The 24,473-nt window shown below is 37.5% G+C and carries 23 protein-coding genes and 3 pseudogenes; 17 read left to right on the top strand and 9 right to left on the bottom strand.

Going from position 1 to position 24,473, the window contains the following annotated elements; all coding sequences use genetic code 11:
* Positions 1 to 28: 28 nt before the first annotated feature.
* The 9 genes and pseudogenes from ACQKMH_RS20245 to ACQKMH_RS20285 all read left to right on the top strand — a co-directional run bounded on the left by ACQKMH_RS20245 (position 29) and on the right by ACQKMH_RS20285 (position 11,229).
* On the top strand, positions 29 to 1,354 hold the full coding sequence (locus ACQKMH_RS20245; RefSeq protein ID WP_427589197.1) for an alpha-glucosidase/alpha-galactosidase: 1,326 nt from the start codon (positions 29 to 31) through the stop codon (positions 1,352 to 1,354).
* A gap of 111 nt (positions 1,355 to 1,465) precedes the next feature.
* Positions 1,466 to 2,581 carry a LacI family DNA-binding transcriptional regulator gene (locus ACQKMH_RS20250; RefSeq protein ID WP_427589198.1) on the top strand — a complete coding sequence of 372 codons (1,116 nt, stop codon included), beginning with the start codon at positions 1,466 to 1,468 and terminating at the stop codon, positions 2,579 to 2,581.
* The gene (locus tag ACQKMH_RS20255; protein WP_427589199.1) at positions 2,578 to 3,843 is read left to right on the top strand and encodes an extracellular solute-binding protein; all 1,266 of its coding nucleotides are present in this window, start codon (positions 2,578 to 2,580) and stop codon (positions 3,841 to 3,843) included. Before ACQKMH_RS20250 ends, ACQKMH_RS20255 begins: the two co-directional genes overlap by 4 nt.
* A gap of 123 nt (positions 3,844 to 3,966) precedes the next feature.
* On the top strand, positions 3,967 to 4,842 hold the full coding sequence (locus ACQKMH_RS20260; RefSeq protein ID WP_289327283.1) for a carbohydrate ABC transporter permease: 876 nt from the start codon (positions 3,967 to 3,969) through the stop codon (positions 4,840 to 4,842).
* The gene (locus tag ACQKMH_RS20265; RefSeq protein WP_427589200.1) at positions 4,842 to 5,672 is read left to right on the top strand and encodes a carbohydrate ABC transporter permease; all 831 of its coding nucleotides are present in this window, start codon (positions 4,842 to 4,844) and stop codon (positions 5,670 to 5,672) included. The genes ACQKMH_RS20260 and ACQKMH_RS20265 overlap by 1 nt, the downstream gene beginning before the upstream one ends.
* A gap of 281 nt (positions 5,673 to 5,953) precedes the next feature.
* Positions 5,954 to 7,135: a galactokinase gene (locus ACQKMH_RS20270; RefSeq protein ID WP_427589201.1), complete on the top strand. Its 1,182-nt coding sequence runs from the start codon at positions 5,954 to 5,956 to the stop codon at positions 7,133 to 7,135.
* Positions 7,132 to 8,167, top strand: a pseudogene (gene galE, locus ACQKMH_RS20275) (UDP-glucose 4-epimerase GalE). The gene ACQKMH_RS20270 and the pseudogene galE overlap by 4 nt, the downstream one beginning before the upstream one ends.
* Complete coding sequence (galT, locus tag ACQKMH_RS20280; protein ID WP_427589202.1) at positions 8,133 to 9,632, top strand: UDP-glucose--hexose-1-phosphate uridylyltransferase; 1,500 nt, start codon at positions 8,133 to 8,135, stop codon at positions 9,630 to 9,632. Before galE ends, galT begins: the two are co-directional and overlap by 35 nt.
* A gap of 679 nt (positions 9,633 to 10,311) precedes the next feature.
* Complete coding sequence (locus ACQKMH_RS20285) at positions 10,312 to 11,229, top strand: aldo/keto reductase (RefSeq protein WP_427589203.1); 918 nt, start codon at positions 10,312 to 10,314, stop codon at positions 11,227 to 11,229.
* Between the two features lie 196 nt (positions 11,230 to 11,425).
* On the opposite strand, the pseudogene ACQKMH_RS20290 reads toward ACQKMH_RS20285, so the two are convergent.
* Together ACQKMH_RS20290 and ACQKMH_RS20295 are read right to left on the bottom strand one after the other, a co-directional pair.
* Positions 11,426 to 12,027 (bottom strand): annotated as a pseudogene (locus ACQKMH_RS20290) (IS6 family transposase); the annotation flags it as partial.
* 445 nt (positions 12,028 to 12,472) lie between these two features.
* On the bottom strand, positions 12,473 to 13,336 hold the full coding sequence (locus ACQKMH_RS20295; protein WP_427589204.1) for a hypothetical protein: 864 nt from the start codon (positions 13,334 to 13,336) through the stop codon (positions 12,473 to 12,475).
* Between the two features lie 464 nt (positions 13,337 to 13,800).
* Between ACQKMH_RS20295 and ACQKMH_RS20300 the strand changes: the two genes are divergently transcribed.
* Positions 13,801 to 14,028: a hypothetical protein gene (locus ACQKMH_RS20300; protein WP_427589205.1), complete on the top strand. Its 228-nt coding sequence runs from the start codon at positions 13,801 to 13,803 to the stop codon at positions 14,026 to 14,028.
* A gap of 288 nt (positions 14,029 to 14,316) precedes the next feature.
* Here ACQKMH_RS20300 and arfA read toward each other — a convergent pair whose 3' ends face one another.
* Positions 14,317 to 14,454 carry an alternative ribosome rescue factor ArfA gene (gene arfA, locus ACQKMH_RS20305; protein WP_427589206.1) on the bottom strand — a complete coding sequence of 46 codons (138 nt, stop codon included), beginning with the start codon at positions 14,452 to 14,454 and terminating at the stop codon, positions 14,317 to 14,319.
* A 41-nt stretch (positions 14,455 to 14,495) separates the two neighbouring features.
* Positions 14,496 to 14,765 (bottom strand): YesK family protein, encoded by a 270-nt coding sequence (locus ACQKMH_RS20310; protein ID WP_427589372.1) that lies wholly within the window; start codon positions 14,763 to 14,765, stop codon positions 14,496 to 14,498.
* 406 nt (positions 14,766 to 15,171) lie between these two features.
* On the opposite strand from ACQKMH_RS20310, the gene ACQKMH_RS20315 reads away from it, so the two are divergent.
* Together ACQKMH_RS20315 and ACQKMH_RS20320 are read left to right on the top strand one after the other, a co-directional pair.
* Positions 15,172 to 16,140 carry an HNH endonuclease signature motif containing protein gene (locus ACQKMH_RS20315; protein WP_427589207.1) on the top strand — a complete coding sequence of 323 codons (969 nt, stop codon included), beginning with the start codon at positions 15,172 to 15,174 and terminating at the stop codon, positions 16,138 to 16,140.
* Positions 16,141 to 16,163: 23 nt separating this feature from the next.
* Positions 16,164 to 16,712, top strand: coding sequence for an SMI1/KNR4 family protein (locus ACQKMH_RS20320; protein WP_347941999.1), 549 nt, complete (start codon positions 16,164 to 16,166; stop codon positions 16,710 to 16,712).
* A gap of 45 nt (positions 16,713 to 16,757) precedes the next feature.
* Here the strand turns inward: ACQKMH_RS20320 and ACQKMH_RS20325 are convergent, their stop codons facing one another.
* The 3 genes from ACQKMH_RS20325 to ACQKMH_RS20335 all read right to left on the bottom strand — a co-directional run bounded on the left by ACQKMH_RS20325 (position 16,758) and on the right by ACQKMH_RS20335 (position 18,331).
* A complete protein-coding gene (locus ACQKMH_RS20325; RefSeq protein WP_427589208.1) occupies positions 16,758 to 16,955 on the bottom strand; it encodes a hypothetical protein in 198 nt (65 codons plus the stop codon).
* Positions 16,956 to 17,129: 174 nt separating this feature from the next.
* Positions 17,130 to 17,333: a hypothetical protein gene (locus ACQKMH_RS20330; RefSeq protein WP_427589209.1), complete on the bottom strand. Its 204-nt coding sequence runs from the start codon at positions 17,331 to 17,333 to the stop codon at positions 17,130 to 17,132.
* Between the two features lie 410 nt (positions 17,334 to 17,743).
* Positions 17,744 to 18,331 carry a tyrosine-type recombinase/integrase gene (locus tag ACQKMH_RS20335; protein ID WP_427589373.1) on the bottom strand — a complete coding sequence of 196 codons (588 nt, stop codon included), beginning with the start codon at positions 18,329 to 18,331 and terminating at the stop codon, positions 17,744 to 17,746.
* 99 nt (positions 18,332 to 18,430) lie between these two features.
* Between ACQKMH_RS20335 and gloA2 the strand changes: the two genes are divergently transcribed.
* From gloA2 to ACQKMH_RS20355, 4 genes are all read left to right on the top strand, one after another.
* Positions 18,431 to 18,817 (top strand): SMU1112c/YaeR family gloxylase I-like metalloprotein, encoded by a 387-nt coding sequence (gloA2, locus tag ACQKMH_RS20340; protein ID WP_427589210.1) that lies wholly within the window; start codon positions 18,431 to 18,433, stop codon positions 18,815 to 18,817.
* 244 nt (positions 18,818 to 19,061) lie between these two features.
* The gene (locus ACQKMH_RS20345; protein WP_427589211.1) at positions 19,062 to 20,057 is read left to right on the top strand and encodes a LacI family DNA-binding transcriptional regulator; all 996 of its coding nucleotides are present in this window, start codon (positions 19,062 to 19,064) and stop codon (positions 20,055 to 20,057) included.
* A 191-nt stretch (positions 20,058 to 20,248) separates the two neighbouring features.
* Positions 20,249 to 21,541 (top strand): histidinol dehydrogenase, encoded by a 1,293-nt coding sequence (hisD, locus tag ACQKMH_RS20350; RefSeq protein WP_427589212.1) that lies wholly within the window; start codon positions 20,249 to 20,251, stop codon positions 21,539 to 21,541.
* A gap of 330 nt (positions 21,542 to 21,871) precedes the next feature.
* Positions 21,872 to 23,308, top strand: a complete 1,437-nt coding sequence (locus ACQKMH_RS20355; RefSeq protein ID WP_427589213.1) for a GntP family permease — start codon at positions 21,872 to 21,874, stop codon at positions 23,306 to 23,308.
* Between the two features lie 162 nt (positions 23,309 to 23,470).
* Here the strand turns inward: ACQKMH_RS20355 and ACQKMH_RS20360 are convergent, their stop codons facing one another.
* Together ACQKMH_RS20360 and ACQKMH_RS20365 are read right to left on the bottom strand one after the other, a co-directional pair.
* Entirely contained in the window at positions 23,471 to 23,599 is a 129-nt protein-coding gene (locus ACQKMH_RS20360; RefSeq protein ID WP_427589214.1) for a hypothetical protein, read from the bottom strand.
* Between the two features lie 279 nt (positions 23,600 to 23,878).
* Positions 23,879 to 24,106 (bottom strand): hypothetical protein, encoded by a 228-nt coding sequence (locus ACQKMH_RS20365; protein ID WP_427589215.1) that lies wholly within the window; start codon positions 24,104 to 24,106, stop codon positions 23,879 to 23,881.
* A gap of 21 nt (positions 24,107 to 24,127) precedes the next feature.
* Here ACQKMH_RS20365 and ACQKMH_RS20370 point away from each other — a divergent pair.
* Positions 24,128 to 24,372 (top strand): annotated as a pseudogene (locus tag ACQKMH_RS20370) (IS6 family transposase); the annotation flags it as partial.
* Positions 24,373 to 24,473 lie beyond the last annotated feature (101 nt).

The raw sequence follows: 24,473 nt of genomic DNA on the forward strand, positions 1-24,473 counted from the left end.
AACACTAACTTTTAATGGAGGAAGACAAATGAAAAAAATTACATTCATCGGCGCAGGAAGTACCATTTTTACCAAAAACGTATTGGGTGACTGCATGTTGTCTCCTGCTCTTCAGGATTTTGAATTTGCTTTGTTCGATATCGATTCCGACCGTCTTTCAGAATCAGGGGTATTACTCAATGCTTTGAAAAGAACATTAAATGCCGGTGTTACAATCAAGACATACACAGATCGAAAAGAAGCATTGCATGGTGCAAAATATGTGATCAACGCCATTCAAGTTGGAGGTTACAAGCCAAGTACAGTTATTGATTTTGACATTCCGAAAAAGTATGGCCTTCGTCAGACAATTGCTGACACAATTGGAATTGGGGGACTGTTCCGTGCGCTACGTACGATTCCAGTTATGCTGGAAGTTGCCAAAGATATAGAAGAAGTTTGCCCGGATGCATGGCTCTTAAATTACACAAATCCGATGGCCACACTAACTGGAGCTGTCTCACGGCATACAAATGTGAAAATGGTTGGCTTATGCCATAGCGTTCAAGTATGTACAAGCGATTTACTAAAAGATCTTGATATACCATATGAAAACATTGAAGAACGTATTGCCGGTATTAATCATATGGCATGGCTGCTTGAAATCAAATCTAACGGCAAGGATTTATATCCTGAAATTAAGAAACGGGCGAAAGAAAAGCAAAAATCAAAGCATCACGACATGGTCCGCTATGAGCTAATGGACAAATTCGGATACTATGTGACGGAATCTTCTGAACATAATTCGGAATATCATCCTTTCTTCATCAAAGGTAAATATCCTGAATTAATTGACCGATTCAATATCCCCCTTGATGAATATCCGCGTCGATGTGAAGAACAAATTACCAATTGGTTAAGAACGAAAGAAGAGCTGATGAATGACCAATACTTGACGCATGAACGCTCCAAAGAATATGGATCGCGCATTATCGAAGCGATGGAAACGAACGAACCATTCGTATTTGGCGGCAACGTGTTAAATACCGGCGGCCTCATTTCCAATCTGCCGGAAAAAGCAGTTGTAGAAGTGCCTTGTATTGCGAATCGAAATGGTATTACACCAGCTTATGTGGGTGAACTTCCGGAACAGCTTGCGGCGTTGAACCGCTCTAATATTAATACACAGCTATTGACCATTGAAGCGGCTATGACAAAATTAACGGAAAAAATTTATCAGGCAGCAATGCTTGATCCGCATACAGCGGCAGAGCTTTCCATGGATGATATTATCTGCATGTGTGACGACTTAATTGAAGCGCATGGTGAGATGCTTCCGGAATATAAAACGAATATACAAGCTATCAGACAGTAAAAATGTCTGGTATCTAATAACTGAATATTCAGTGTGTATTATTGTAAGCGCTAACTTTCCGTGCTACACTCATTTTATTCAGTAAATTTTACTAAAAATGAGGGAAGTCTTATGGCAACAATAAAAGATATTGCCAAGCAAACGAATTTATCCGCTGCCACTGTGTCGCGAGTCTTAAATCATGATGAAACACTTTCTGCTTCACCAGAAACTAAAAAAAAAGTTTTCCAGATGGCCAGAGAGTTAAATTACCAGACGGTCAAAAGCAGGCGCATGCAAAATCAGGTCCATCAAAAAGAAGCAGTTAAAAAAGAAGATATAAAAATTGGAATGGTACTGCTTCAGTCACAAGAGGAAGAAGCAAGAGATCCTTACTGGCAGTCCATTAGGGAAGGCATTGAAAAAGAAAGTGCTGACAGGGGAATCACATCGTTAAAGTTAATTCGCCTTCAGCATATGGTCAAAGCAAAAGAAGAACTTTCAGAACTGGACGGATTGGTTGTTGTTGGACGGATAGACGCTCATATTCTTGAATCAATTTACGACTATAACCGCAATATTGTTCTTATTAACCAAGACGCGCATAAAGATCAATTCGATTCAATCATCTTTGATTATGAAAAGGCAGCCAGCTTGGCGATGGATCATTTGGGAGATTATGGGTACAGGCGAATTGGCTATATTGGAGGGACAGAACGAATATCCGTTGAAGATGCACAGGCATTGAAGAAGATTTATACACCTGATGCGCGCAAATCCGTTTATGAAAGCAAAATGAAGCAACGAAATGCCTATGATCCGGATTTGCTGTTTGTAAAAGAATATTCAATTCAGTCCGGCTACGATTTAATGAAAGAAGCGGTTGAAAAGGGCAGCTTGCCAGAAGCATTTTTTATCGCGAGTGACTCTATGGCGATTGGTGCCATAAGAGCGCTCCAGGAGGCAAATATCCGGGTCCCGGAAGATGTAGCAATCGTCAGTTTTAACGATATCGAAATGGCCCAATTTACAACACCGCCGCTGACAACTGTGAAAATCCCTACAGAAGAAATGGGGCGGTTTGGCGTCAAAATGATGCTTGATAGGCTAGAAGGCCGGGAAATGCCCGTAAAAATTATGGTTCCAACCACTTTAATGGTCCGGGAAAGCTGCGGTGTAAAGCAAAAGAAGCGGGCAGAAAATCATTCACTTAAAGATATTCATTTACAATCGGAGGGAAATCCATGAAAAAACGAATGGCATTATCTGTACTTTCTTTATCAGCAATTATGGCACTGACAGCCTGTGGAAATAACAGCGTGGATGGCGGAGGAGAAAGCGGCGGTCAAGTTAAATTAACACTCATGTCCACGGCAACGGTAAAAGCGGACATGGATACTTTTAAAGAAATCGTAGCGGATTTCGAGAAAGAAAATCCAAATATTGATATTGAAGATACATACCCGGGGGACGGTTATGAAGACCTTGCACGCGTTAAAATGGCAGCGGACGATATGCCGGACTTATTTGATACGCACGGATGGGCAAAAAGCCGGTATGGGGAATACACTGAAGATTTAGGTGATATGGAATGGGCAGCAAACTTGGATCCGGCTATGAAGCCTATTTTGACGGACGATGAAGGAAAACTTCACGCCTATCCTATTAACCAGGCTCTGGATGGATTGTCATACAACAAAACCTTGTTAGATGAATATGGCATTGAAGCACCTTCAACATTCGATGAATTCATGGCGGCACTTGAAGCCGTTAAAGAAAAAAGCAATGGAGAAGTGGTTCCATTTTGGTTGGGCGGATCAGATAAAAGCCAATTTGGCCAATATTTTGATCAATTTTCAACGCCGCTCCTTATCACCGATAAAGAAGACAGCTATAAAAAAGAGCTTTTGGACGGTTCCTTTGACTGGTCCAACTACACGTATCTTCCTGAAAAGCTGAAAGAAATGAATGATAAAGGACTGCTGAATAAAGACGTGCTGACAGCCCAGGTAACACAGGGGGCTGAATTGATGGCACAAAATAAAATTGCGTTTACGATGCTGAACGGTTCGATTGGCCGTGAAGTAACGGGGCTGAATCCGGAAGTGAAAGTTGGCACAATGCCGGTTCCGGCTATTCATCAAGGCGATTCACCAAGCTGGATCGGGGGCGAACGACTGACCCTTGCTGTATCGAAAAAATCGGAGCATCTCGAAGAAGCAAAGCAATTTATCAAGTATATTGCCCAGCCGGAAGTAGCGAAAAAGTTCGCGGAAGGTACGTCTCTTCCATCAGCGTTGACAAATGTAGAAGCAGACAACTACTTTGCGGAATTTTATAAACAATATAAAGGAACACAGATTCATCCTTACTTTGATCGCGAGTATTTGCCAAGCGGTATGTGGGATCCAATGGGTTCAACCGGACAAGAACTTATTGCCGGGACGATGAAGCCAGAACAGGTTTCTGAAAAAATGGCACAGGAATACACACGTTTAAGAGGGAAATAACAGCATCGGGAAAAGGAGCGGGCACCAGCTCCTTTTCTCCAATCGCTTAGAAAAAGGAGCTGGATAAAAATGGCTGTAGTGCTAACGAAGGCATCTGAAAAAACGAAAACGACGAGTCGAAAAATGAAAAAAAGCAGGCGGGAATCGTCACTGTGGTGGATGTATCTGCCAAGTGTACTAATTGTGTTTTTGTTTATTATCTATCCGTTCTTGGACGGCATCAGGATTTCATTTACAAACTGGAACGGCTTCTCGCAGACGTATGACTACGTTGGGATTGATCAATATAAGCGGATGTTTGCCGACCCTGATACATGGCTAGTAGTAAAAAATACATTGCTTTTTGGCATCGGCAGCACGATTTTACAAAACATCGTTGGACTTGGATACGCTTTATTGCTCAATCACAATTTAAAAGTACGATCCTTTACGAGAACGATCATTTATTTGCCTGTTATTATCAGCCCACTTATTATGGGGTACATCTGGTATTTCTTCTTTGCATTCCAGGGCGGTGCGTTAAACGATATTATTATGTTTTTCGGCAAAGAGCCAATTAATGCACTCGGCAATCCAGCGGTCAATCCTTACATAATTGTATTCGTTAACACGTTCCAGTTTGTTGGCATTGCGATGATTATTTATCTTGCTGGCTTGCAAAGCATTTCAAAAGATTACTTTGAAGCAGCGGATATTGATGGGGCGACTGGCTGGCAAAAGTTTAAAAACATTACCATTCCTCTATTAATGCCTTCGATCACAATTAATATGGTACTGAACATTATCGGCGGATTAAAGCTGTTTGATGTAATCGTTGCATTGACGAACGGCGGGCCGGGAAATGCATCTCAGTCGATGTCGACATTTATGTATAACTTGTATTTTTCAAGACAGGATGCGGGATACGCCGCAACGCAAGGGATATTGATGGCTTTGATTATTTTATTCATCAGTATGGCGGCACTTTTCTACTTTAAAAGAAAAGAGGTTGAAGCTTAATGGGGCAACTTTCATCACGGACAAAATGGCTGTTGACCGGACTGGCGCTGTTGATCACTGCGTTTCACCTGATCCCATTTTATATTTTAATCACGACGTCCTTAAAAAAGACGGACGATTTCACATCCAAATGGTCTTTTCCCGATTACTTTGACACAGAAAACTTCGTGCTCGCCTGGGAACAAGCTAATCTCGGAAATGCATTTGTAAACACGGCAATTATTACAATCTTCTCTGCAGTGCTTCTCATCTTTTTCGGCTCAATGTCAGCATATGCACTGGCAAGAAGAACAACAAAGCTAAACAAATACATGTATTTGCTGTTTGTAGGAGTTATGGTTATCCCTCCACTTACAGCACTTGTTCCATTGTACCGCCTTGTTGTCGATATCGGACTCATGAATACGCATTTGGTTGCGATTTTAAACAACGTCGCGGCATTTATGCCATTGACGATTTTCTTGTATGCAGGTTTTATCCGTTCAACCATTCCGAAAGAACTGGAAGAAGCCGCAAAACTAGACGGCGCTAGCACGCTTGGTGTATTTTTCAAAGTGGTATTTCCGCTCTTAAAACCGATTACAGCAACAGTATTGATTATCTCATCCGTATACATCTGGAACGACTACCAGTTTGCAATTTTCTTCCTTCAGGATTCAAGTGTGCAGACATTGACTGTCGCACTCGCAGGATTCTTTGGACAAAATGCCAGCCAGCTTAACCTGGTTGCAGCAGCCGCTTTAATGGCGTCGCTTCCGATGGTTATTGTCTTCCTATTCCTACAGAGGTTCTTTATCGAAGGACTGGCGGCTGGAAGTGTAAAGGGATAATCCTTCAGGTCCGGTTTTATACCGGGATTTTTCTTTTAACATTGTGGGAAAACCTTGAGCAAGCCCACTTACTAAACCTAATGTTTCCTTGGATTATCAGATTTGGATCACATCTCCCTTTCGGGGTTGGAGCCAGCCGCATAGGTGAACCTTTGAGGTTGGATACAGAATGTCCAGAACACACCACTCAAATGGAGAGGTGCCGATTTATATAGAAAATAAAAAAAGAGCGATCGTTTAATGATCTGAGGAGAAGCAGAGGAAGGAGTTAAAGTATTATTATGAAACAACAAGAACTAGAAGCATTATTTCAAGAGAAGTTTGAACATAACAACTATCGTTTATTTTTTGCACCTGGTCGTATTAATCTAATTGGAGAACACACTGATTATAATGGCGGGCATGTATTTCCATGTGCCATTACTTTTGGTACTTATGCTTTAGCAAGCAAACGAGACGATAAACTTATTCGCTTATATTCAGTGAATTTTCCTGAAGAAGGGCTTATTCAGCTTCACTTGGATAACTTACAATATGACCCAAAGCATTCTTGGACTAATTACCCGAAAGGGATGATTCGCTTTTTAAGAGAGGGTGGCTATGAAATTGAGACCGGTTTAGATATATTGGTTTACGGCAATATCCCTAATGGTGCAGGTTTATCCTCTTCTGCTTCGATTGAATTGGTCACTGGTGTTGCAGTGCAGGAGCTCTTGAATCTGGCTATAGACAGAGTGGAGCTAGTTAAAATCGGTCAGAAAGTTGAAAACCATTTTATCGGCGTCAATAGCGGCATTATGGACCAGTTTGCTATTGGTATGGGAAAAAAAGGATTTGGAATGCTTTTAAATTGCCAGACGTTATCTTTTGAATATGCCCCTATTGATTTAAATAATTACCACATCATTATTATGAATACGAATAAGCGGCGCGAATTAGCCGACTCTAAGTACAATAAACGAAAAAGTGAATGTGAGTGTGCGCTTAAAAAACTGCAGGAACATGTAAATATTGCATCACTTGGGGAATTAACGGAAGAATTATTTAACAGTCATCAAAATGTTATTGAGGATGAAGGGATTCGAAGACGGGTAAAGCATGTCGTTTATGAAAATTGCCGGACGATTAAAGCGTTGAAAGAGTTAAAAAACGGTAACTTATATAAATTCGGAGAATTAATGAATGATTCTCATCGTTCTTTACGTGATGATTATGAAGTAACGGGAAAAGAGTTAGATGCATTAGTAGAAGCTGTCTGGCAGCAAAAAGGCGTAATCGGAGCCCGAATGACAGGGGCCGGTTTTGGCGGATGTGCCATAGCGATTGTAAAATCTGATCAAGTAGATCAGTTTATTATGGATGTTGGCAGTTTGTATAAAGAAAAGATCGGTTATGAAGCAACCTTTTATGTTGCTCATATCGGAGATGGAGCGAGAGAAATCACAGGGGAAGAATTAGTATGAGTATTTTAGTTCTTGGAGGCGCAGGATATATTGGTTCACATGCTGTTTACCAGTTAATAGAACAAAATTTCAATGTAGTCGTCATAGACAATTTGCAAACGGGCCATGAAAAAGCTATTCATCCTAAAGCTGCATTCTATAAAGGAGATATTCGTGATAAAAGCTTTTTAAGGGAAGTTTTTGAACAAGAACATATTGATGGAGTAATGCATTTTGCAGCGAACTCATTAGTTGGAGAATCTGTAAAAATCCCTCTTAAATATTATGATAATAATTTAAACGGTACTCAAATATTGTTAGAAGTGATGAATGAAATTGGAGCCAATCATATTGTCTTCTCTTCTACCGCTGCAACAGATGGAGAGCCAACTCAAGTTCCGATTACAGAGGACATGCCAACATGCCCAACTAGCCCGTACGGAGAAACAAAATTAGCCATGGAAAAAATGATGAAATGGTGCAGTGAGGCATACGGTAAGGTATGTATCCCTTCGTTATTTTAACGTGGCAGGAGCCAGGGAAGATGGTGCCATCGGAGAAGATCACTCACCGGAAACTCATCTCATTCCTGTCGTATTAGAAGTACCCCTCGGTAAGAGAGAGTCGATTACTATTTTTGGAGAGGATTATGATACTCCTGACGGCACATGTATTCGCGATTATATCCACGTTGAGGATTTAATAGAGGCTCATATTCTATCCCTTCATTATTTGCAAAATGGCGGAAAAAGCGACATTTTTAATTTAGGTAACAATCAAGGATTCTCTGTAAAAGAAATTATAAATGCCGTAAGGGAAGTGACAGGACGTGCGATTCCGGAAAAGATAGGGACAAGAAGAGCTGGGGATCCAAGCAAATTGGTGGCGTCTTCATCAAAAGCTCAAGAGATTTTAGGGTGGTATCCAAAACGTACGTCAGTTTACAAGATTATAGAAGAAGCTTGGAACTGGCATAAACATAACCCAATGGGTATGAGGATTAAGGAAGGAGAGGTTTATGAATATTTATCAATTGATTCAAGAGCTGATTAATAAAGGTCTGGAAAAGAAGCTGATCGAGCCGGAAGATGAGTTATATGTAAGAAACCGAATCCTTTCCTTGTTAAATATGGACAACTTTTTCGAAGGGGAGCCCATTGTATCAGAAAGAGAGATTCCAGAAATTCCAGATATTTTAGAGTCCCTAATTGCTTATGCTTGTGAGCAAAAAATCATCGAAGACTTTTTGGATGCTAAAGAAATTTTAGCCAGCAAAATGATGGACTGCTTTATTTCAAAACCTTCTGTTATTAATCATACCTTTTATGAAAGGTATGAAGAAAAAACTGAATATGCAACTGACTATTTCTATGAGTTAAGTAAGAATAGCAATTATATTCAAACTAAGAGAATTAATAAGAATGTCAGTTATAGGGTAAACACAGAGTACGGAGAACTGGAGATTACGATTAACCTATCCAAACCGGAGAAAGATCCAAAACAAATTGCTAAAGAAAAAGCGGATGGTGGTACTAAAACAAATTACCCTAAATGTTTGCTCTGTATTGAAAATGAAGGATTTGAGGGAAGAATAGGACATCCTGCACGATCTAACCATAGAATGATACGATTTAATCTTAGGAATGAGGAATGGTTTCTACAGTATTCGCCTTATGTATATTACAATGAACACTGCATTTTGTTATCAAAAGAACATCGTGATATGAAAATTTGCAAGGAAGCTTTTTTACGTTTACTGCTGTTTGTAGAAAAGTTTCCCCACTATTTTACTGGTTCTAATGCTGACTTGCCAATTGTAGGCGGGTCTATTTTAACCCATGATCACTATCAAGGCGGCCGCTATGAATTTGCTATGTCCAAGGCGAAAGATGAGTTTTCCTTTAATATAGACAGCCACCCTCAAGTTAAATTTTCTGTGTTAAAATGGCCAATGTCAGTTATTCGAATGAGAAGTGAGGATATCCATTCATTGGTCGAAGCTGGTGGATATATCTTAGAAAAGTGGAAAGGTTATAGCGATCGATCTGTTGATATTCATGCCTTTACTAATAACACAGAACATAATACAATTACGCCAATTGCAAGGAAGAAAAATAATCTATACGAATTAGATCTTGTTCTTCGAAATAATCGAACAAACATTGAGCATCCGCTTGGTATATTCCATCCGCATCATGATGTACATCATATCAAAAAGGAAAATATCGGTCTGATAGAAGTGATGGGATTAGCTGTGTTGCCAGCACGTTTGAAATCAGAACTTGCTGAGGTAGAAAAATTTTTAATAGACCTTTCTCATAACATCGCCCATCATCATATGACCTGGGCAGAAGAGTTAAAGGTTAAATATCGTCACAAAATCGATAAAGAGAGTGTAAATAGAATCGTTAAGGAAGAAGTAGGTAAGAAATTCTTACGTTGCTTAGAAGATGCTGGTGTGTTTAAGCACAATGAAGAAGGTGCAGTGGCATTTATGAGATTTATAGAGACATTATAAGTTTTAACTAACCATTAGCGGGGACCTTCTTCCTCACTGATGATTAATGGATTGATCGCGCTGTTATGGGCGCTATAAAAACGCAATTGGGTTGAGAATTAATGAAGGGAATTTCACAGAAGTTTGGAGTAATATGCAATCAAGGGGTCCTACCAACAAAACGCGGAAAACATACGCTAAGAGAAATTCAGGATAAAAAATCCGATTTTTCCTACGCTAAGGAGTAACATCAGGAAAGGAAAATACGGATTTAAAATGGTAAGGAAATCCAAATATAAAAAAGCCTAATTTCTCGCTTTCAACACCGAGAAATTAGGCTTTAGTTACTTCATTAAAGCGCCCGATTGTTGAATAAGGTTATTAGTTAGTTGCAATGAATATCCAAAGTGCCCATAAAAATATCCCAACTTATATTGATATAATTACTAATTCCCTTTACGGAAATAATCTATAAAATAAAGTTAAATAATTATAAAAAGCAACTGCCTTCTGCATGGAGGACAAGGTTGAATACTGCGTAGTAATTTCTTGAAAACGCTGTACCTGTGAGTCACAATCAATAAGGGATACATACGCCAAATTTTCCATTGTCGTATATATATACTTTTGCCACCAGCGTGGAAGAAAAGTTCAAACGCGTTATATGAAATTACAAAATTACAATCAAGGAGGATATATCATGCGGACTATGAAACTTGGAAAAAGTACTTTAGAGGTGCCGGTTGTTTCAGTCGGCTGTATGCGCATTAATTCTCTGGAAAAGGCCGAGGCTGAGCACTTTGTCCAATCAGCGCTTGAATTAGGTGCAAATTTCTTCGACCATGCTGATATTTATGGGGGTGGAACATGCGAGGAAATATTTGCTGAAGCCATCCATATGAACGATGATATTCGTGAAAAGATTTTTTTGCAATCTAAGTGCGGTATTCGAGAAGGAATGTTCGACTTTTCAAAAGAACATATTTTAGAATCAGTTGACGGAAGCTTAAAGAGATTAAATACAGATTACCTAGATATACTGCTGCTACACCGTCCGGATACTTTGGTTGAACCAGAAGAAGTGGCAGAGGCTTTCGATATTCTTGAAAGTTCAGGAAAAGTTCGTCACTTTGGTGTTTCCAATCAGAATCCAATGCAGATCGAATTACTTAAGAAGTCGGTGAAGCAAACAATCGTTGCTAATCAACTTCAATTAAGTATTACCAATGCAAATATGATCTCTAATGGATTTAATGTGAACATGGAAAATGATTCTGCTGTGAACAGAGATGGTAGCATACTTGATTATTGTAGACTGAACGATATTACCATTCAGCCATGGTCCCCTTTCCAATACGGGTTCTTTGAGGGAGTATTCCTAGGTAACGACAAGTTTCCTGAATTGAATCAAAAGATTGATGAAGTCGCGAATAAATATGAAGTAAGCAACACAACCATCGCAATCGCGTGGTTATTGCGTCATCCAGCAAACATGCAACCGGTTATCGGTACGATGAATGAAGGCCGTTTAAAGGATTGCTGTAAGTCAGGTGATATCCTTCTTACTCGCGAGGAGTGGTATGGCATCTATCGTGCTGCAGGTAATGTACTGCCTTAATTTCTTTTTTCTATAATTTATACAAATGTAAATAAAGAATCCAAAACACGTCCTATAAAACCAAGCACCCTAAAGTCATTGTTGACAAAGGGTGCTTTATTTTTCAGTTGAACAACCGATAGAGTATTTCTTGTGGTTCTGGTGCAAATATGACCTGTTAGGAACATAGAACCTCAATATCCTTTTCATCTATGAATTATGAGGCTACTCCAAATAATTTATGTATAAATTCAATCTCACTTTGGACAGACTTTACCCCTTGTTGAAGTTGTCCTTTTTTCAGCATATGCATCACCTCCACTCCACAGATGATTTGTTTGGCTGTTCGAAACGTTTTTAATCCTAGCATAGAACGGAATCGCTACTTTATAAAGCGATGATCTTGCTCCACTATGTTATTCAAGTACTTCTGTTGTCTAAGTTGCATACCATCAGGTATGCTTCTCTTTTTTCAACTCTTCAATTACTATAGGATAAGCCGGATTCTTATCGACCGTCATGACACGAGGCTTAGAAAAATGAAAAGACCGTAAAGCTTTCTTGAAAAAGCGCTTTGCAGCCTTATTGTTTCTTGTTTTACTGAGATAAAAATCAATCGTGTTTCCTTTGGAATCCACTGCACGATACAGATACATCCATTGACCTTTTACTTAGATATACGTTTCATCTACTCTTCATGAATCATTGATTGGCTTAAGATGACGTCGTATTCGCTCATCTAATTCAGGACCATACTGTTGAACCCAACGTAATCGTTGTGTGAGCAATTGATAAGCCTCGTTCCTCCATCATTTCCAGTTCGCCACCTAAATAAGATTTATTAAACCTAGATTCCCCTATTTGAGAAGTAATATATGATACCAAATACAACATAAAGGATATTATGTTGTATTATAAAAACTGTTGGATTTAACAGGAATCTAAGGGTTTGTACTTCTCATAATCCTTGATTATATTAAATAGACGTAAAAGAAATGTGATACCCTTTATTCTAGTTGCTAAAAGTTTTAACTTTTGGACTATCAAACTAAAAGTTAAGGTGAAACTTGTCTTTTTATTATGGGCAAGTTCCTGCATTAACTTGTATACTGGTCGAGGAGTATGAAGAAAGGTTGAGTAAATAAATCTACATAATAGAAAGAAGCAAGCCAAAGGAAGCATTTACCTTTTTGGGCAGATACCTTTTCTTACGAAAGTTGATTGATCTTTTACAGTTGGGGACGCTAACTGGATTTTTGAAATGTTATTCTTTTACCTTTAAACCACCTTTTATATGTATTCTTTCAAAATTAATAGGATTTTCTACAGTTGATTTTGCATCAATAATTAGATACTTAGGAGTAACTGTCTTTTTCATCAAATCCACAGGTGCAATAATCAAATTATCTTTACGCTCCCCTAATACGGCATAACTTAAGTTATCTTGCCTAACAATCAAGTAACTATCTTTTCTTTCTGCGACAGAAAATCCAACCTCATAAAAATAATAAAATATTAACAATAAAATAATACTCAAAATCGTCCACTTTAGATAAACAGCTCTATCCCAATTGGATATTAATTTTTTAATATCATTAATTAGATCATCAATGAACCATGATACGAAAGGAATAGACTTAAACCATTTAAACTGTGATAATACTCTAAGGGTAAACAAAATAATAACTATTAATACAACCTCCACAATTAAATCCATGTTGATGCTTTCCTTATGGAAATAACTAAAGGAGAGAATAATAGAAATAGAAAGGGAAATAGGACTAATTAAAAAATCAAAGAATGTTCCTGATATTGTTAGGACAAAGGTAAAAATGATATATGTTATGGCTAGGATGAAGATCGGAACAGCTCCCATAGAAATAGCAGAGGCAATATCTGAAGGTGTAATCTCTACTGATGCAATTTCCCCTAATTGGTAATAACCCATATATCCTTCCCTAAAAGCATAAGTAGCAAAATAAGCTAAGCAAGTAAGTAATGCTAGCATAAATGCAGCATCTTTCCATAATTTGCTTCCTGTGAGTGTTTCTAACAAGCTTCTCCTCTGAGTTTCTTTTCCTAAATCTTTTGTTTTGTTTAATTCAGTCTTTTCAGTTTGAGGAGTCATCTTCTGCGTTACCTCCAATTGCTTATACTATCTCTTTATTTTACCATGTACGTTAAGGTAAAGAAGAAGGACTTAGAATATAATTAAGTTTATATAATACTATTTAGAAGAAAAAAATCCTTTGCTGTGATGAGCAGAGGATTTTGGTTCTGGTTGATCCGGAAAAGCAAAATGTTGAAGGTTATACAATTTCAGATCCACTCAAAAAGTTTAGAGATTCCATTTGAAACTATTATCAGTCTTTTAGAATTAGAAAACGTTTTTGTTCAGCCTAGCCAGTTTTTGTTAACTTTAAAAAAGGCTTTTTAGAAGAACTTAATGTTATTAAATTAACTAAATATATAAAATGAATTAATTTTTTAATTACTTATAATTTCATCCCGGAATGTAGTATATATGGGATGAAAAAGAAGATGGTAGAGCCAAAGAGAGACTGTGACATATAATAGAAGGTAGGCCCAATCATGGAAGATAAAAAAGAAGCCGCTTTCAAAAGCAATCCAACACCTAATAAGCGAATCTGGATTAACGAAGAAGAAGTATTCGACTTTATGAACAAGGAAGTTAGTCGGTATAAGCGTGACTTACTCGATGAAGCTTTGCAAAGTAAGGACGGGAAGTTTTCGAAGGAAATGAATGATAAGTTATATAAGGCTTTTGTAGAAGGCAAGCCACCGGACGATAAAGAATGAGAGATCACCTAACTAGGCAATCTCTCTTTTTGTGTTCAGTAAAAAGAATTATCCTTAACTTTTTTCGTAAGAAGGTTTTCAGCTTCTAATTTCTCTATTTCCCTTATGAAATATGTGTAAAATTTAGGTTCCGTTAGGTAGGATTTATCATATAATTGAATCATTGCTTCTCCTACATTACGGGGTTCCCCATACCCCATACGAAATCGAGTAGCATTTACGAACGGGAGATTGAGTTACCTAACCGACATGAAGAAATAATCGAATAAGAAAAAAATAAGAGCATCCTTAATAGGAGTGCTCTTTTTTCCGGTTATAAGATCCTTTGCCTTTTTTGTTTTTAATAACATGAGTGGAGGGATCAAAGGCCCAGCGCATCCGGCTGTTTGTCATTTCACCAATTGTTTTCTTTTTTGATTTACTCATTGTATATATTCCTACTTTCATAGATATTTGAAGTAAATACCTCAGCTCTGGACACCTTTGTTTTTACTCGCAATAATTGAAGCCACAATTGCAAAGGGAAGTAAAAAGAAAGCTAGAATTCCATATGCTGCTCCTTCAAATCCCCTAATGTACACAAAACTTATGTAAAACAAAATAATTGAAGCTATAAAGGTTAATATACCTGGTAAAAGCCTTACAAATAAAGAGAGGTTTAATTTTCTAAACCACCATGCCAAAAGTATTGCTATAATCCCTGGAACACATGCAATAAGAAGTGGAACTCCCAACATCAATTTTGTAACCCCCTTAAAGTTTATATGTGAATAATACCAGAATAAGTAAATTATTTCTTATTTTAATTAAAAAATGAAAAAGCCAGCCGGGGGTGGCTGCCTTCTTCTATGTGTGAGGGAGGAAAATAAAATGTCGAACTAAGGTAAAGGTAGGTTTAATCAAGTTGGATTCTCGGGAGGTATGAAGGTAAAACTTGTGAGGTAACTTACATTCTTAATAAAACCCTTTGAGTGAAATAGTGCAAACTTTAACTTTAGCATTTCTCTATACCCAACTTAGTTCTACTAAATAGTCCAAGAGTCTACAATAAAAGTATTTATTTGGAAGAACAAAAAGGTTTTTGGAATATTTTGGCGTAATATATAGTGTTAGGAAAAATTTACAAAAAGGAGTATGATAAAGTTGAAGAAGTTCACCGGAGTTTTGTTAGCATTTGTTTTTGTTTTAAGCATGTTCTTCCCATTTATAGGTGGAGATAGCGCTAGCGCTGCCGCTAGTCAAGGCTTTAAAGTATCTAGCCCAGAAGTAGTTAAAGAGACAGTATATGAAGACCTTGCAGTAGATAAGATAGGGGCAACGAGAAGCTTAAGCGCTAAAGAATCTCGTGAATTTCAAAAATTAGTAGAGAAAGAGTATTTTAAAAATCAGAAGAAAACTACCATATATACAAAAAAGGGACAGTTTAAATCAGATAATAAAGGAATGACAGCTAAAGCTAAAAAACCTGTTAATTTCTTGAGAGTAGAACACTTAACAGTAATTGACTCTACCAAAAAAACTATTACCGTTTCGAGTAAAATTGTAGCGATGACCGGACAAAAACCAAAGAACATATGGACGGGTGCAAAACTTTATCAGGGTAATGATCAGTATGGTAAATACACTCAAGTAACTAAATTTGATACAGAGTGGACAGGTGCAGAAATAAAAATCGGCAAAAAAACATCTAAGACTTACAATAATAAAACTACGAATTTTTACCAAACCCATTCAAGAACTACGGCGGCATGGAATGGTAGTGGGACACAAACCAGTAACGGAGTAACAGAAGAGGTATTAGTTAATAAAAAGACAGTTCCTTATCCTGAAATCACCAATTTAGACAATAATACATCTATGTGGATTCCTACAAAAGCTAATATAAAGGTAGTGCCACTAAAGGACAGAACAAAAAGAAAGAGTGGACTAAATAAAGATTATCAAAAGTGGTATATCAAACAATATGGAGATCCAAAATGGGATTGGACGCAGCTTCATGTACATCATGAAAAGCCATTAGAATATGGTGGAACGAATTCGATGTCCAACCTATTTGCTATACCTAAAGACTTTCATACAAAACAAGTTACTCCTTGGTGGAAAGCATATTAATTTAATTTGGAGGGATAAGTGAATTGAGCCATTTTGTACAAAACACACTATCTGGGTTTAAAGAATTATTGAATAACAACGACCAAATGAAAATAATATCATACGAAGGGGAAGTTAGAGAGATAACTTGTTCTTTTAATTCCGAAACTGGTACAGCTGAAATTGAAAAGTTTGAAAATGAAAATAGTATCAAACTTCCTGAAGACTACAAGGCGTTCTTAACACTCCATAATGGAGCAAGAATATATGAGTCAATCGGTGAGGACGGTGACAAACTAGGCGATGGTCTTGAGGTGTTTAGCTTAGACGAAATAAAAGAACATCAAGAAATTGACTATTTAAATGAAAACGGGATTCCGATTGCACATCTGTTGAATGATTGTTATCTAATATTAGATACAGAAAAACTAAAGGATGGGGATCCAAATTACCTTAATATTTTGGAGTTTACAGAGCTTTCATCTCTAAATCTTAATTTTGAAATCTTTTTAGACCGCTACATAATTTCACAAGGTGAAGCGTTTTGGAGCTGGCCTATTTACACAGCTGAAAACTACTATAGGACCAGGTAAATTAAAAGAGCGATTGCTAATTAAATGCAGTCGCTCTTTTTCATTTTATTTCGACTCGATTTCAAGTATCACTGTTTGTGTATGCTTAGTTTTGTTTGCTTCGTATATAAAAGAGTCTGCGGGATCTTTTAATCCTGACTCTTCTTTAGATGTCTTTCCTTTAGATACCTTTACATTCGATTGAGAAGAACAACCAATTAGCATTAAGCCAGCAAGTAAAATGACAGCATATTTTTTAATCATATTACAGCTCCTTATTCGTTTGTTAAAAGCATAGCATGGAAAGACATCACTTTTGTGTCACATTTTGAAAAAGAGGGGATAAATATTGAAATCCACTCTTACAACATAATGTTAATTTAGTTGAAAGACTGACATATAAAAAAAAACCAGAGATAAAATCCCTGGCTCAGCATACTAAGAACGGTCTTTTTTAATCATTTCAAAATCGGCAGCATATTTTAATAAGTCCTTTGGAAAAGATGAACCTGACGTGTAAATAGTGATTAGTTTCTTCGTATCCAACACGCCTTTTCTAATAGCAAAGCTGGTTGATACAAAGTCTTTTCCTAAGCCGTCTATCATAATACCATTAATAACATTTTCTTTGAAATCATTCAATTCAAGATTTTCGTCTAAAAACTCGGTTCCTTTTAATGGTGAAGATGGCTTTGATGGTGGTGAAAATTGATTTACATACATTACAATAAAAGAAAATGATTCAAGAAAAAGTAAATGTTTTTTTATGTCTCACTACAACAAGATTACTTGTCATTTTGAGACGCATTTTTTTGTGTACTATTAACCCTATAATTTATCTTATGTTAACTAATAAAATTGTAAACTACGAAAAGGGCAATCTAATGACTACCCTTCTGCAAGTTTTTTTAATCTTGAACTTTCGCATTTAATAAATATTTTATACCGTATCTTTTTCCAAATCAATGCAAATTTCCGAAGTTACACTCAATATAAAAAAGAGAAGACTAGAAAAATCTTCTCTTTTTTCATTTAATCCTTTTCAAAATAATTTATTCTTGTCTCTCCCAGCAGTTTCGCAGCCTTTTTAGCCTTCTCTTGTTCAGGATTTGTATAGAGGACAGCCGTTGTGATTGAAGTATGACCACAAGTTTGGTCATCAATAAATGGATGTCTCCTGACTGCTCCATTAAGTTCGTCCCATAGGTGTGCCTAAGTTTGTGTGGTGACATGGATTTATTGGACTTAAATGCCTTCGTGTATTTCTTTACTAGAGCCTCGATGGCGCGGTTGGAAAGAGGGATAGCACAATCATTCACCCTAGTCAAGAATACATAGGTCGTATAATCATTTGAGCCCCTATAACGTTCCCATCGCACAGCTAGGTAATCTTTTATGTCCTGCATAGACGGAGGAGAGACTGCAACTACATCTTTTTTTCCAACCTTACGTAAAACGTGTATTTGTTTTTCTTCTAAATACAAGTCTCTTAGCCTCAAGTTGAATAACTCGTTTACTCGAATGCCGCTTTCTAAAAAGAGGGATAAGATCGCAAAATCACGTTCCTTAAATAATCTAAATGGGGGAGTGTTAAGACCTATATCTGGTGAAAGGGAAATGGATGTACCAGTATCATGCAGTAGAGTTCGAAGGAAGCACTGAAATCTAAGTTTTTATTAATGTATAACTTTGGTAAAATTAGATTATAAAAATAACCAATGATCTTAGGGAGGAAGCAAATGAAGGTAAAAAAAATACATCATGTAGCTATAATTTGTTCCGATTATGAAAAGTCAAAAAACTTCTATGTAAACATTTTAGGCTGTGATATTAAGCAGGAAACATATCGGGCAGAAAGGAAGTCCTATAAATTAGATTTAATGGTGGGAGGGGAATATCAGCTTGAATTGTTCTCATTTCCTGATAGCCCCCATCGTCCAAGTTATCCAGAAGCAAGAGGGCTTAGACATCTTGCTTTTGAAGTGGAAGATATTCATCAAGCTATTGAAGATTTAGAAAAAGAAAACATTCCAGTCGAACCTATCCGTGTTGATGAGTTAACAGGAAAAAAGTTTACATTTTTTTGCGATCCGGATGAGTTGCCTCTTGAAATATATGAAAAGTAGCAATTACTAGTAGGGTTATGTATATTTCGATATAAGAAAAGACTTTCATCAAGGTGCCCTAAAACAAAATAGTACTCAAAACAAAAAAGGAATAGAACAAGTCATCCAGATTACTTGTTCCCCCTTTTAATCTCATGACAATACTTATAATAATTTGTGGTAATTGGCGATGTTAGTGGTAAAGATATATAATAAAAGTATGATGATAAAACTCATAATCCACGTATATTTGGAGGGAAGATTCTTGAAGAAAAAATCGGTCAATGCGATGGAGGTTGCGAAATTAGCTAATGTTTCCCAGTCAACAGTTTCGCGTGTGTTTACTCCAGGATCGAATGTGTCTGAAAAGACCAAGAGAAAAGTGAAGGAAGCCGCATCAACTTTAGGTTATCGGCCGAATGCTTTTGCCAGGGGATTGATTATGAACAAATCCAATATGATTGGACTAGCCATGAAAGATATCCAAAATCCGTTTTACCATGAAGTTTTAGGGAAATTTTCTAAGGGGCTTCGCGAAAAGGGATATCATGTATTGTTTGTTTATACCGAAAATGATGAGATTCAACAAGAGGAGATTGCCCAATTTCTTGAATACAATGTAGAAGGTGTTATTGTAACGGATGCCTTTTTGTCCTCCAATGTGGTTTCCCATCTCCATGAAAACAACATACCTGTTATTTTATTTAACCGATACAGTAAAGACATTCCTTGTCACTCCGTAAGCTGTGATAATTATACGGCTGGTATGCGGATTGGTGAATATCTGCTTGAACAAGGGTACAGCAAATTAGCCTTCATTACGGGTCGGAAAAATACATCGACCAGTCAAGATCGGCAAAGAGGATTTTGTGAGTTTTTAAAGTCAAAAGGGATTGATCCGGTCATTGAAGAAGGGGACTATACGTATGATGGGGCCTATGAAGCCGCATTAAAGTTATTGACACGAGAAAATCGGCCTGAGGTCATTTTCGGAGCAAATGATATAACCGCTTTAGGCGCAATAGACGCTGCAAAAACGTTGAATTTATCCATTCCCGAGGATATTGCCATTGTTGGATTTGATAACATTCAAATGGCTTCATGGCCGTCTTATTCGCTCACTACATGGGAACAGCCTGTCGATGAAATGATTGAATTAACCATCAATACTCTATTAATCGAAATGAACCAAAAGGGTTCCAATTCCAAACCAACTCTAGTATCAGGGAGATTGATCGAAAGAAATACAACAAAATCTTAAACTATTAAAAAAACTTGACAGATGAAAGCGATTTATTTATTCTATGTTTAGAAGATTTCATAAATTTTTAATTTTCCCCATTCAAATGCATACGTATGCATTTCTGGATGGGGCGATAGTTAACTGAAAAATGCATACGTATGCATTTTGAAAGTTTTAATCATAGGTTTTTAAAAACAAGGAGGATTTATATGGCAACTTATTTAAAGCAAGGTAAAGCACAGGAAGAAATTGCACAGAATGACGCACAAGTATCCGATACGGTACGTCAAACGATACAAAAAATTGAGCAAGAAGGCGACGCGGCAGTTAGGGAATTATCTGAAAAATTCGATAAGTGGTCACCAGAAAGCTTTCGATTAACTGATGAGCAAATTGGAGAAATCATTAGCCAGGTTCCTGATCAGACCATTGAAGACATAAAGTTTGCACAAAGTAATGTGAAGCGATTTGCGGAAGAGCAAAGGAAGTCCATGATTGATATCGAGGTAGAAACACTACCTGGTGTAATCCTTGGTCATAAAAATATTCCGGTCGATAGTGTTGGCTGCTATATTCCTGGTGGACGATATCCAATGGTAGCATCTGCCCATATGAGTGTATTAACGGCTAAAGTAGCTGGAGTCAAACGAGTAATTGCATGCACACCTCCTATAGGTGGGGAAATCCCAGCAGCAACTGTAGCTGCAATGCATATGGCGGGAGCCGATGAGATTTATATACTCGGTGGCATTCAAGCAATGGCTGCAATGGCTGTCGGAACTGATACGATAAAATCCGTTGATATGATCGTCGGGCCAGGTAATGCATTCGTTGCTGAAGCAAAACGACAACTATACGGACGCGTGGGAATCGATCTTTTCGCCGGCCCTACAGAAACACTAGTCGTAGCTGATGAAACGGCTGATGCAGAAATGATTGCTACGGATATTCTAGGGCAAGGGGAGCACGGTCCGACATCGCCTGGGGCATTGATTACCACTTCTCGTAAACTAGCAGAAGAAACTGTTGTTGAAATTGAGCGACAATTGGGAGTTCTTAAGACAGCAGACGTGGCCCGTGTTTCTTGGGAGGATTATGGCGTTATCATCCTGGTTGATACCATAGATGAAGCAGTACTTGAAGCAAACCGACTAGCATTTGAACATGTTGAAATTCTTACGGAAAATCCGGACTACTTCCTGGAAAATATGACTAATTACGGCTGCCTATTCCTGGGACCTGAAACAAACGTTGCATATGGGGATAAAGTCATTGGCACAAATCATACATTGCCAACAAAAGGTGCTGCACGATATACCGGTGGTTTATGGGTCGGTAAATTCTTGAAGACTGTTACCTATCAAAAAGTAGCGGAAGACGCCAGTGCCATGATTGGGGAATATGCTGCGCGCCTTTGCCAATTGGAGAATTTTGCTGGACATGCTGAACAAGCACTTCTTCGTGTACGTCGTTATGGAAAAGTACCGGTTAATAACAAGTAAAAGGATAGATAAATTAACAAGTGAAAGAGGATACATAAGCTTTTTATGCATCCTCTCTTTTCAAAAAAATGCATGCTCATTATTTTTGAATTTGACTTTGCTGAAAGTGCAGCTAATGGGGGAAGGCGCACGCAAGACACTTTAAAATTTTACAAAATTCGGAAAACGCTTACAAAACAAACAATTTTATTAACAAACAAGTAAAAGGAATGTCTGAGTGATTCAATTTACAACTAACGAAGCTTTGACAATCCATTTTTGTGATTTGAATAACCTACGGAAAAAGAAAGAAAATGCATCTAGGTTTTAAGCGATATAGGGGGGGAAATAATGGATTTAATCATCATAATACTTGCTTTAGGGCTATTAATGTTTATTGCTTACCGTGGTTTTTCTGTCATTCTTTTTGCACCACTTTGTGCGTTACTTGCTGTCATTCTAACAGAGCCCAGCTATGTTTTGCCGTTCTTCTCTAATATTTTTATGGAGAAGATGGTTGGATTTATCAAAAACTACTTTCCTGTCTTTTTGTTAGGAGCCGTTTTTGGAAAGTTAGTCGAAATGTCGGGAATTGCTGAGTCTATCGCCAAGACGATTGTGAAACTAGTCGGCAAAAAAAGAGCAATTTTAGCAGTTGTCCTAATGTGTGCCATATTAACTTACAGTGGAGTGAGTCTATTCGTCGTTGCATTTGCAGTTTATCCATTTGCTGCTAATCTTTTCCGAGAAGCCAATATTCCTAAACGGCTTATTCCAGGGACGGTTGCTTTAGGAGCATTATCTTTTACAATGGATGCGCTGCCGGGAACACCGCAAATCCAAAATGTAATTCCTACTTCTTATTTTAAGACAGATATATATGCAGCACCGATATTAGGAATTATTGGTTCGATTTTCGTTTTGTCTATGGGTATGATTTACTTGGAAAGACGTCGTAAAAAAGCTCAAGAGGCGGGTGAAGGTTATTTAGGATTTAATGGAGATGGAGGAGAAACGGCAGTTGCTGCAGAAACAGTCAATCCATTACCAGTTCCTTTAGCTGTTAATACAACTCCAGTACGACAAATATTTGCATTTATACCGCTAGTTTTAGTGGGTGTGGCGAATAAATTTTTTACTATGTCTATTCCGAAATGGTATCCAGAGGGATTTGACTTTTCAAAGATAGGATTAGATTTGTTTGGGAAAGTAGATCTTGCGACAGTAACAGGTATTTGGTCTGTCGAACTAGCTCTAATTTTAGGTATTATTGCAACAGTTGCTTACGATTGGGGCCGTGTTACAACAGGGTTTCAACAGGGCATTAATGCCAGTATTGGTGGAGCGTTACTAGCAGCTATGAATACTGCTTCTGAATATGGATTTGGTGGAGTCATCGCTTCATTACCTGGATTCGCAACTGTACGTGATGGTATTTCACACACTTTTACGAATCCACTTGTAAATGGGGCCGTTACAACAAACGTGTTATCTGGAATTACTGGTTCTTCGTCTGGTGGAATGGGAATTGCGCTTAGTGCGATGGGAGATAAGTATATACAAGCTATTAATCAATATAATATTCCTCCTGAAGTAATGCACCGTGTCATAGCGATGGCATCAGGCGGGATGGATTCGTTACCTCATAACGGCGCTGTTATTACCTTACTTGCGGTTACAGGCTTAACACACAAACAATCATATGGAGACATCTTTGTGATTACAATTTTTAAGACACTAGCAGCATTTGTAATTATTCTAGTCTACAGCTTAACTGGATTAGTTTAATAATAAAAAGGAATTAGAAGATCATGATAAATTGTACTTAAAGTAACGATACTTTACTTCAATACCAGGAGCTGATTAGCAGCTCTTTTTTGTATGAAAACAAATAGGCACTCCATATTCTAATTTTTGAAGTACGTAAATGTATTATGTTATTTTATCTGGTTACGCAGTTTGTTTTTCAGATGGGGCGATGGTATAGCCTTTCTTTTTTAGATATTCGATCATTTGTTGATTGATCTTACCGTCTTCATCATAAACATGTTTCTGCCAACGATTTTGAAACAAGTCCAACGGTGCACCTTCCAGCACCTTTCATTTATTGTGCTGATTCATGTCCTTTACCGTTTCAATTGCCCTTAGCAATATGGACCCCAAATATTGCAGATGAAAACTCTAAAGATTCCGGCGGGGAATAGTGGGAAATCATTATTATAGTCATTTAATATTTTCTTGAATAAGCCTATTCAAGAACAAATCTCGAATAGGCTTATTTTTACAAAAAACGCCTTGCTTATGGTATAGATCACCGTAATGCATTTAAATGGTGTTTTTATTTTTGTCTTTATCAAACTACCAATTGAACAATTTTTGTTTGATCCCCTTTTGTTTATTTTTCGGAGGTGTTAGCTCTTTTGGAATTAGGGATGTATAAGTTTCCCCATCGAGTCTTTCAGCTAATTCTTTTTTAGCATTATCAAGTAATTCTGGGTTTTCAAGAGCCGAAATAGCGGTACATGCCATTGCTTTTCCAGCTAATAACATGGCATCATGTGCGTAGCTTTCTTTACCTTGCGCCACAGCCTGCCAAGTATGAAATAAAAAGTTGAAAAAAGAAAAAGCATACCTGATGGTATGCAACCTAGACAACAGAAGTACTTGAATAACATAGTGGAGCAAGATTAAGCTTTATAAAGAAGCGAGTCCGGTTCATGCTAGGATTAAAAACGTTTCATCTGTGCGTGGAGGTGATGCATATGCTGAAAAAAGGACAACTTCTACAAAGGGTAAAGTCTGTTCTAGGCAGGATTGAATTCATACATAAATTATTTGGAATAGCCTCATGATTCATAGATTTATTAGCACCAGAATCCAATATCTTTACAGAATATTTATGTGCATATAATAATTTGTAAAATAAAAAAAACTGCTGAGGTAGATCGACGTT

It is taken from the genome of Peribacillus sp. NPDC097895, from assembly GCF_050277555.1.
Classification (GTDB): Bacteria; Bacillota; Bacilli; order Bacillales; family DSM-1321; genus Peribacillus.

Bases quoted from the DNA above. Each gene is read 5' to 3' on its own strand.
- ACQKMH_RS20300 (WP_427589205.1), top strand. From the start codon at position 13,801: ATGGAAGATAAAAAAGAAGCCGCTTTCAAAAGCAATCCAACACCTAAT.
- galT (WP_427589202.1), top strand. From the start codon at position 8,133: ATGAATATTTATCAATTGATTCAAGAGCTGATTAATAAAGGTCTGGAA.
- ACQKMH_RS20255 (WP_427589199.1), top strand. From the start codon at position 2,578: ATGAAAAAACGAATGGCATTATCTGTACTTTCTTTATCAGCAATTATG.
- ACQKMH_RS20310 (WP_427589372.1), bottom strand. From the start codon at position 14,765: ATGTTGGGAGTTCCACTTCTTATTGCATGTGTTCCAGGGATTATAGCA.
- ACQKMH_RS20245 (WP_427589197.1), top strand. From the start codon at position 29: ATGAAAAAAATTACATTCATCGGCGCAGGAAGTACCATTTTTACCAAA.
- arfA (WP_427589206.1), bottom strand. From the start codon at position 14,454: ATGAGTAAATCAAAAAAGAAAACAATTGGTGAAATGACAAACAGCCGG.
- ACQKMH_RS20355 (WP_427589213.1), top strand. From the start codon at position 21,872: ATGGATTTAATCATCATAATACTTGCTTTAGGGCTATTAATGTTTATT.
- hisD (WP_427589212.1), top strand. From the start codon at position 20,249: ATGGCAACTTATTTAAAGCAAGGTAAAGCACAGGAAGAAATTGCACAG.
- ACQKMH_RS20285 (WP_427589203.1), top strand. From the start codon at position 10,312: ATGCGGACTATGAAACTTGGAAAAAGTACTTTAGAGGTGCCGGTTGTT.
- gloA2 (WP_427589210.1), top strand. From the start codon at position 18,431: ATGAAGGTAAAAAAAATACATCATGTAGCTATAATTTGTTCCGATTAT.
- ACQKMH_RS20325 (WP_427589208.1), bottom strand. From the start codon at position 16,955: ATGATTAAAAAATATGCTGTCATTTTACTTGCTGGCTTAATGCTAATT.
- ACQKMH_RS20270 (WP_427589201.1), top strand. From the start codon at position 5,954: ATGAAACAACAAGAACTAGAAGCATTATTTCAAGAGAAGTTTGAACAT.
- ACQKMH_RS20260 (WP_289327283.1), top strand. From the start codon at position 3,967: ATGAAAAAAAGCAGGCGGGAATCGTCACTGTGGTGGATGTATCTGCCA.
- ACQKMH_RS20265 (WP_427589200.1), top strand. From the start codon at position 4,842: ATGGGGCAACTTTCATCACGGACAAAATGGCTGTTGACCGGACTGGCG.
- ACQKMH_RS20250 (WP_427589198.1), top strand. From the start codon at position 1,466: ATGGCAACAATAAAAGATATTGCCAAGCAAACGAATTTATCCGCTGCC.
- ACQKMH_RS20295 (WP_427589204.1), bottom strand. From the start codon at position 13,336: ATGACTCCTCAAACTGAAAAGACTGAATTAAACAAAACAAAAGATTTA.